A 6,494-nucleotide genomic window follows, 5' to 3' on the forward strand; every position below is an offset into this window, starting at 1 on the left:
CCTTCAAATGAACTACCTCCACCAAAACTCGTTACCTTATCAATGCCTGCATCAGAAAATTCTATTTGCAGTTTCTCAGCAATTTTTCGCCTATATTCAATATCAGCAAACCATTGATTATAATTTACACAAACTTTGTTGTGCTTGAGATAATTTGTTTCTCCTAAATATTCTTTTGCATAATCAATCCATAAATCAATCATGGTTTTATTCGGAGAATTTACTGATAAAAAATGTTTCGCCTGAGAAGATATCTTTAGTCTACTTGCAAACAGATTAAAAGGGTCTCTAATAATCAGTAAATCGTACCTCATAGCACTTTTTCCTAAGTATAGATCGTGATTACGCTCGAATTTATCGCTTGCTATCTGATCTAGAGGAAAATCTTCATAACTGTAAATCAAACAATCTCTTTTAATAAAATTTCCCTTAGCTTGTTGGCGGTTATGTTCTATTGCCCATTTATGTTCTGGGAATTGATCTCGAAGATTTTCATACTTATAACGGTAGGGGTTTTGATTGGCTAATACATTATTAATAAATCCTACATCACCATTCTGTTGACTTTTAACCCAGTTAATAATGGCATGATTCCCAGTGCGCTTCATACCTGCCACTCGAATTTCCTTTTGATTAACTACTTCTGAAAGTTTGTGTTGCTGGGTAATAATTCTGATCAAATCTTCAACATTATGTGCTAGAAAAAGCTTACCTTTCTTCAAGGCGAGATTTGGTTTTTTTAATGCTTTAACTATCTGTGATTTTTCCACCATAAAATCTATACCCTAAGATTAAAATACTAACTTTATTAATTAATTTAAAGATTCTGTACCGGGAATATGACCAAATATTCGCTCTGAATATTTCAATATTTCCTGATTAAAAAACTGTTTGTATTGAGGGTCATCAGATACTTTTTGCCATCGGTTTAAGACATCCATTGATGTTGCTTTGTTCTTAAATTGTTTCCCTTCAAATGAACTACCTCCACCAAAACTCGTTACCTTATCAATGCCTGCATCAGAAAATTCTATTTGCAGTTTCTCAGCAATTTTTCGCCTATATTCAATATCAGCAAACCATTGATTATAATTTACACAAACTTTGTTGTGCTTGAGATAATTTGTTTCTCCTAAATATTCTTTTGCATAATCAATCCATAAATCAATCATGGTTTTATTCGGAGAATTTACTGATAAAAAATGTTTCGCCTGAGAAGATATCTTTAGTCTACTTGCAAACAGATTAAAAGGGTCTCTAATAATCAGTAAATCGTACCTCATAGCACTTTTTCCTAAGTATAGATCGTGATTACGCTCGAATTTATCGCTTGCTATCTGATCTAGAGGAAAATCTTCATAACTGTAAATCAAACAATCTCTTTTAATAAAATTTCCCTTAGCTTGTTGGCGGTTATGTTCTATTGCCCATTTATGTTCTGGGAATTGATCTCGAAGATTTTCATACTTATAACGGTAGGGGTTTTGATTGGCTAATACATTATTAATAAATCCTACATCACCATTCTGTTGACTTTTAACCCAGTTAATAATGGCATGATTTCCAGTGCGCTTCATACCTGCCACTCGAATTTCCTTTTGATTAACTACTTCTGAAAGTTTGTGTTGCTGGGTAATAATTCTGATCAAATCTTCAAGATTATGTCCTAGAAAACGCTTACCTTTCTTCAAGGCGAGATTTGGTTTTTTTAATGCTTTAACTATATTTGACTTTTCCACCATAAAATTTATTCGTAAAATTAAAATATTCAGAGTCTAACTAAAATTAATAATATAGCAATTCCCAAAAAGCGGGAGGTACAAAATTCCTTGGTTTTAGGGAGTAGGGAGTAGGGAGTAGGGAGTAGGGAGTAGGGAGTAGGGAGTCGTAATTCTCGTTCCGTAGGAATCGATAAATAAGAAAAACAACTGTACCTCATTAGCTTGGGAAACGCTATATAATATTGCCATTAAATATAATAAATTACCTGTATATAAAGAAAAATCTAGAGGAACTTACTCACTGTATGCAAATTCTAATGCTTTCCTCCACCTTTCCTTATCCTCCCAGTCGAGGTGGTACTCAAGTTAGAACTTTTAATCTACTCAAATATTTGAGTCAAAAACATTCTGTTACTTTGGTAACACAACGGTCTCCAGATGTCAATGATTCAGAAATAGATTCATTGCGGTCTTATGTGGAAGAGTTGGCCGTATTTCCGCGTCCTCAAGAACCAAATAAAGGAGCATTATTAAAACTAAGACGTTTTAGTAATTTTCTGATTGAAGGTACTCCACCAAGTGTTGTTTCTATATATTCGCCAGCAATGCAAAATTGGGTAGATGAGTTTGTGGCAGCAGGTAAATGTGAGGCCATTACTTGCGAACATTGTGTGAATGAAATTTATATTCACCCGGAATGGCAACAACAACTAAAAACTCTAGTTAATGTCCATAGCTCGGTTTATGGTACTTGTAAGCAACAGTTAGAAACTGGTACAGCAGAAAAACCATTGCGAGATAGACTGAATCTTTCCCTACTGCTTCGTTATGAAAAACGCTACTGTTCAAAATTTTCCTGTATAGTCGCAACAACTGAGGAAGATGGGAAACAACTGCAAGAGTTTAACCCCAATAGTCAAATATCAGTTATTCCTAATGGCGTAGATTTTACTCAATTTCCCTATCGAAGTAACGATCCAGGGGGACATCAATTAATTTTTGTGGGAGCTATGGATAATTTTCCTAATATTGATGCGGTTCGCTTTCTAACTTTGGAAATATTACCAGAAGTACAACAACGTTATCCTGATACAACTTTAGCTCTGGTAGGGGCAAGACCAGTGCCAGAAGTGCAGGAACTTTCAACTCGCCCAGGAGTAAAAGTTACAGGTCGCGTACCTTCAATGGCAGAATATTTACATCAAGCGACCGTTTGTGTGATTCCGATGCGTACTGGTTTTGGAATTAAAAATAAAACTTTAGAAGCAATGGCAGCAGGTACGCCTGTTGTGGCCAGTGACCGTGGTTTAGAAGGTCTAGCAGTTGATGGTGCCGATACACCATTAAGAGCATTAAGAGCAAACCAAGTAACAGAATATGTAGAGGCCATTAGTCGGTTATTTGAGGATGGGCAGTTGAGACAAAGGTTGTCAGAAAATGGGCGATCGCTCATAGAAACGGAGTATACTTGGGAAGTTCAAGGTCAGCGCTATGAGCAGGTATTGCTAGGATGATGAAAAAGAAGATTCACAACTCTAAAGCTAGTTACAATCAAGCGAAGTTTCCTAAAGTTGCTAAAACAGCTCAGAAATCTAATTATCCTAGAACTAAGAAAAATCCACAAATTAGCCGGATAACTTCTGTCTCTAAATCTAAGCATCAGAGGAGATTATCTAAATCTCAAAAGTTTTCTCTAACATCCTTACCTTGGAAAAAATGGATGCTTGAATGGGTAGGGATAACTTTATTATTTGGTGGCTCTGGTTTGATGGCAATGGGGGCATGGATTAGTGTAAAGTTAATTTCCGATCCGAATGCTATAGTCTGGTTTAATCAATTATTGCCACAGTGGACTCGATTTTATATATCCGGGAATAAATCTTTGCAAACTCTTGAGCAAATTAAGGATAGTATCAAAAAAGATGAAGGGTTTAGTACCGGAGAAACTTTTTCTCTTCCTAGCACAGCAGGAGATTCTATTTTAGATGTATTAGTGCCAGTAATGAAACAGATTGATTCTAGAGCTTCTTTACCCTGTGAAACTCCTTGTCGGAAATTAGTAGAGTTGCGAGTCTATCAATCAATTTTGTCTGTTAACCAACGAGAAGGGAGTAAACCATATTTTCGATTAGTTAATACTTTACCTCTCCAAGGTCCTGCTGAATCTTTTGTCATTTCATCTACTATTGAGTCTGTCTCTGCTTCCCAAGGCTCAAATCAACCTTTACCTTTAACAACAGTACGTCGTTTTCAAGGCAAAGTTCCTGCTGCTGGAATTTGGTTTACTGTCAGTGGTCAAAGATTACAAAACAATAAAACTATTCCTTATGGGCAAATTTTAAATTACAACCCTAAAAAAAATTACTTGAGTTCAATGTTGGAATGGAAAAGTGCTGCAGGTCAAGCTCCCATTTGGCAGGAAATGACTGGAGGAGGAGATCCAGAGCTGGTGGTTGAGCAAACTGTGGGATTAGATCCTGATTTTGATATTTATTGGGTTCAACCACGAAAGTTTATACTTAATCCGATTGAGTTAGAGAAAATTTCTCTAGAGGAAACTCCTATTGGAGATAGGTATTATCGAAATACTCTTAGATTAGCTCGTAATGGTTTATGGTCTGGTGCTTTTGCTTTAATTCAACCTTTGCGAAAGAATTTAATAGATAAATCTCAATGGCCTGAAAAAGCACAAGCTCAATTTGATTTAATTAAATTTCATGCCAAGATTACCGAAGCTCAGGCGATCGCTTCTTGGGCAAGTCCAAGTCAAAAAGTTTTGGCTGGTTTAATTGATGGTCGTTGGCAAGAAAGTCTAAATGTGTTTGAAAATAATTTGAGCAGCACTTATGAGATTGGTAAATTACTCCAAAATGATACTGGTCGTCTCCGTAGTCGAGTTGATGCGGCTTTAAGGGTAAATCAAGCTGAAACTAATGCTGTTGCTTGGGGTGCTTTAATTGTGGCGAGTCAAAAGGGGCGAAGAAGGGCAATGTCGTGGTTAAATAGGCAACCTCAGACTAGCAAAGAGGCAAAGGAAAAGATTGGGAAGTTATTGGATCAACTAGATGCTGCTTTTGCTAAGGAGGAAACTATACAGCAGCAGAGAATTCAGCGAGGAGGGGTGTTATGAAGTCAGAAGTCAGAAGTTAGAATTCAGGAGTCAGGAGTCAGGAGTCAGGAGTCAGGAGTCAGGAGTCATATCATGTCCGGTAGCATCGGTCTTGTATAGAGAAGGTAAGGAAGAAGGAAGAAGGAAGAAGCTTTAAGAGAAGGAAAAATTTTACTTATATGGCAGTAGATATTTTCCCAACTTTTACACGGGACTATACCAACGGACATGATATCAGGAGTCAGGAGAAGAGAAAAAAGTAATAGATAAATTTTTGGTAGTAGTGCATTGTAATTATTTTGGTTATAGAGCATGAGAGTGGGAGTATCTTGCTCTCTTATTAGGTGTCAAGCATTCCCATCTATACTGAAGTCTGAAGTTATATTGACATCCTCCCCGGCCTAAAGGCACGGGGATTCCTACCGAGCCTTAGCTCCTCGGCGGGTTGACGTTTTGCGCTTCGCAAAGCTCCGCTAACACAGGCTGCTGCTACCTTGGCGGTAGTCTTACGCTTGCCTCCACGTCCGTTTAGAGTCTCGGACTGCCCGCCCGCGACTAATATATTTATTGCTGCATTTTCATCACGGTCATGCTTTGCACCACAATTCAAACATTCCCACTCCCTCACTGAAAGCTCTAACTTTCCACCTTTAAATCCACAACATGAACAAGTTTGAGATGTTGCTTCCCAACGACTAATTACTCTAAAATCACGACCGTATTTTTCAGCCTTTCCTTCTAACAGTGTCCTAAATTGTCTCCAACCTAAATCAGAAATTGCTCTGGATAATTTACGGTTTTTAACCATTCCTGAAACATTCAAGTCTTCTAAAACAATTGTTTGGTTTTCACAAATTATTTTAGTAGACAATTTATGTAGAAAATCTGTTCTTGTATCTTTCAGTTTAGCGTGAAATTTAGCTATTCTTAGCCTAGCTTTTTCATAACGGTTTGACCCCCTAGTTTTATTCGACAATGACTTACTTAACTTTCTATACTTCTTAATTCGTTTTTTGAGCGGTTTAGGAGCATCAACCTTTGTACCATCGCTCAATGTAGCAAAAGTTTTGATACCTAAATCTATACCTACTGAATTCTCAGTTTGAGGTAAGATTTCGGCACAAGTTTCTACTACAAAACTCAGAAAATATCTAGTAGGGGCGATTCGCGAATCGCCCCTACAATCTTTGATTACTGTTACTGATGATGGAGCAGCAGGTAAATCTCACGGGCGAAACTATTTTTAGTTTCCCAATTTTAGCTAAATAAACTTTATGTTGACCAAGTTTAAAACCACCCTTTCTAAACCTAGCAGTTTGCTTTGATTTTCTAGTTTTAAACTTCGGAGGCTTTATAGGTCTGCCTTTCTGTTGACCTTTGGTTGATTTAAAAAAATTTTGATAAGCTTGGTTTAAATCATTTAAAGATTGTTGTAATGGTATATTAGAAACTTCCGATAACCACTCTCTATCTTCAGTATTTTTAGCTTGAGTAATAAAAAGCTTTTGTAGCTCGGAGTTAGTTGGTTTCTTCTCTCCTAATTTATACTTTTCTTGGCAGCAAGCTAGACTATCATTCCAAACAACACGTTCACGAAGTGTTGCGCCAGCAAACACAACCAAATAGCTTGGCCAATCGGTGTTTTTGTCCTGATGTTGGATATA

The 6,494-nt window shown here is 37.0% G+C and carries 5 protein-coding genes and 1 pseudogene; 2 read left to right on the forward strand and 4 right to left on the reverse strand.

The annotated features are described in order from the left end of the window. Both F6K54_RS15775 and F6K54_RS15780 read right to left on the reverse strand, forming a co-directional pair. Positions 1-773, reverse strand: a 773-nt coding sequence (locus F6K54_RS15775; protein WP_293079055.1) for a hypothetical protein, incomplete at its 3' end; no start/stop codon positions are given. A 39-nt stretch (positions 774-812) separates the two neighbouring features. Next, on the reverse strand, positions 813-1,742 hold the full coding sequence (locus F6K54_RS15780; protein WP_293079057.1) for a hypothetical protein: 930 nt from the start codon (positions 1,740-1,742) through the stop codon (positions 813-815). 284 nt (positions 1,743-2,026) lie between these two features. Here F6K54_RS15780 and F6K54_RS15785 point away from each other — a divergent pair, with 284 nt between their 5' ends. Beyond that, the gene (locus tag F6K54_RS15785) at positions 2,027-3,235 is read left to right on the forward strand and encodes a glycosyltransferase family 4 protein (RefSeq protein ID WP_293079059.1); all 1,209 of its coding nucleotides are present in this window, start codon (positions 2,027-2,029) and stop codon (positions 3,233-3,235) included. Next, the gene (locus F6K54_RS15790; protein WP_293079060.1) at positions 3,232-4,851 is read left to right on the forward strand and encodes a hypothetical protein; all 1,620 of its coding nucleotides are present in this window, start codon (positions 3,232-3,234) and stop codon (positions 4,849-4,851) included. Before F6K54_RS15785 ends, F6K54_RS15790 begins: the two co-directional genes overlap by 4 nt. Before the next feature lie 358 nt (positions 4,852-5,209). Here F6K54_RS15790 and F6K54_RS42950 read toward each other — a convergent pair whose 3' ends face one another. After that, on the reverse strand, positions 5,210-6,022 hold the full coding sequence (locus F6K54_RS42950; protein ID WP_366558145.1) for an RNA-guided endonuclease TnpB family protein: 813 nt from the start codon (positions 6,020-6,022) through the stop codon (positions 5,210-5,212). Beyond that, positions 6,009-6,494: pseudogene (locus F6K54_RS42955) on the reverse strand (hypothetical protein); the annotation flags it as partial. The pseudogene F6K54_RS42955 and the gene F6K54_RS42950, both read right to left, overlap by 14 nt.

This window comes from Okeania sp. SIO3B5 (assembly GCF_010692555.1).
Lineage (GTDB): Bacteria > Cyanobacteriota > Cyanobacteriia > Cyanobacteriales > Microcoleaceae > Okeania.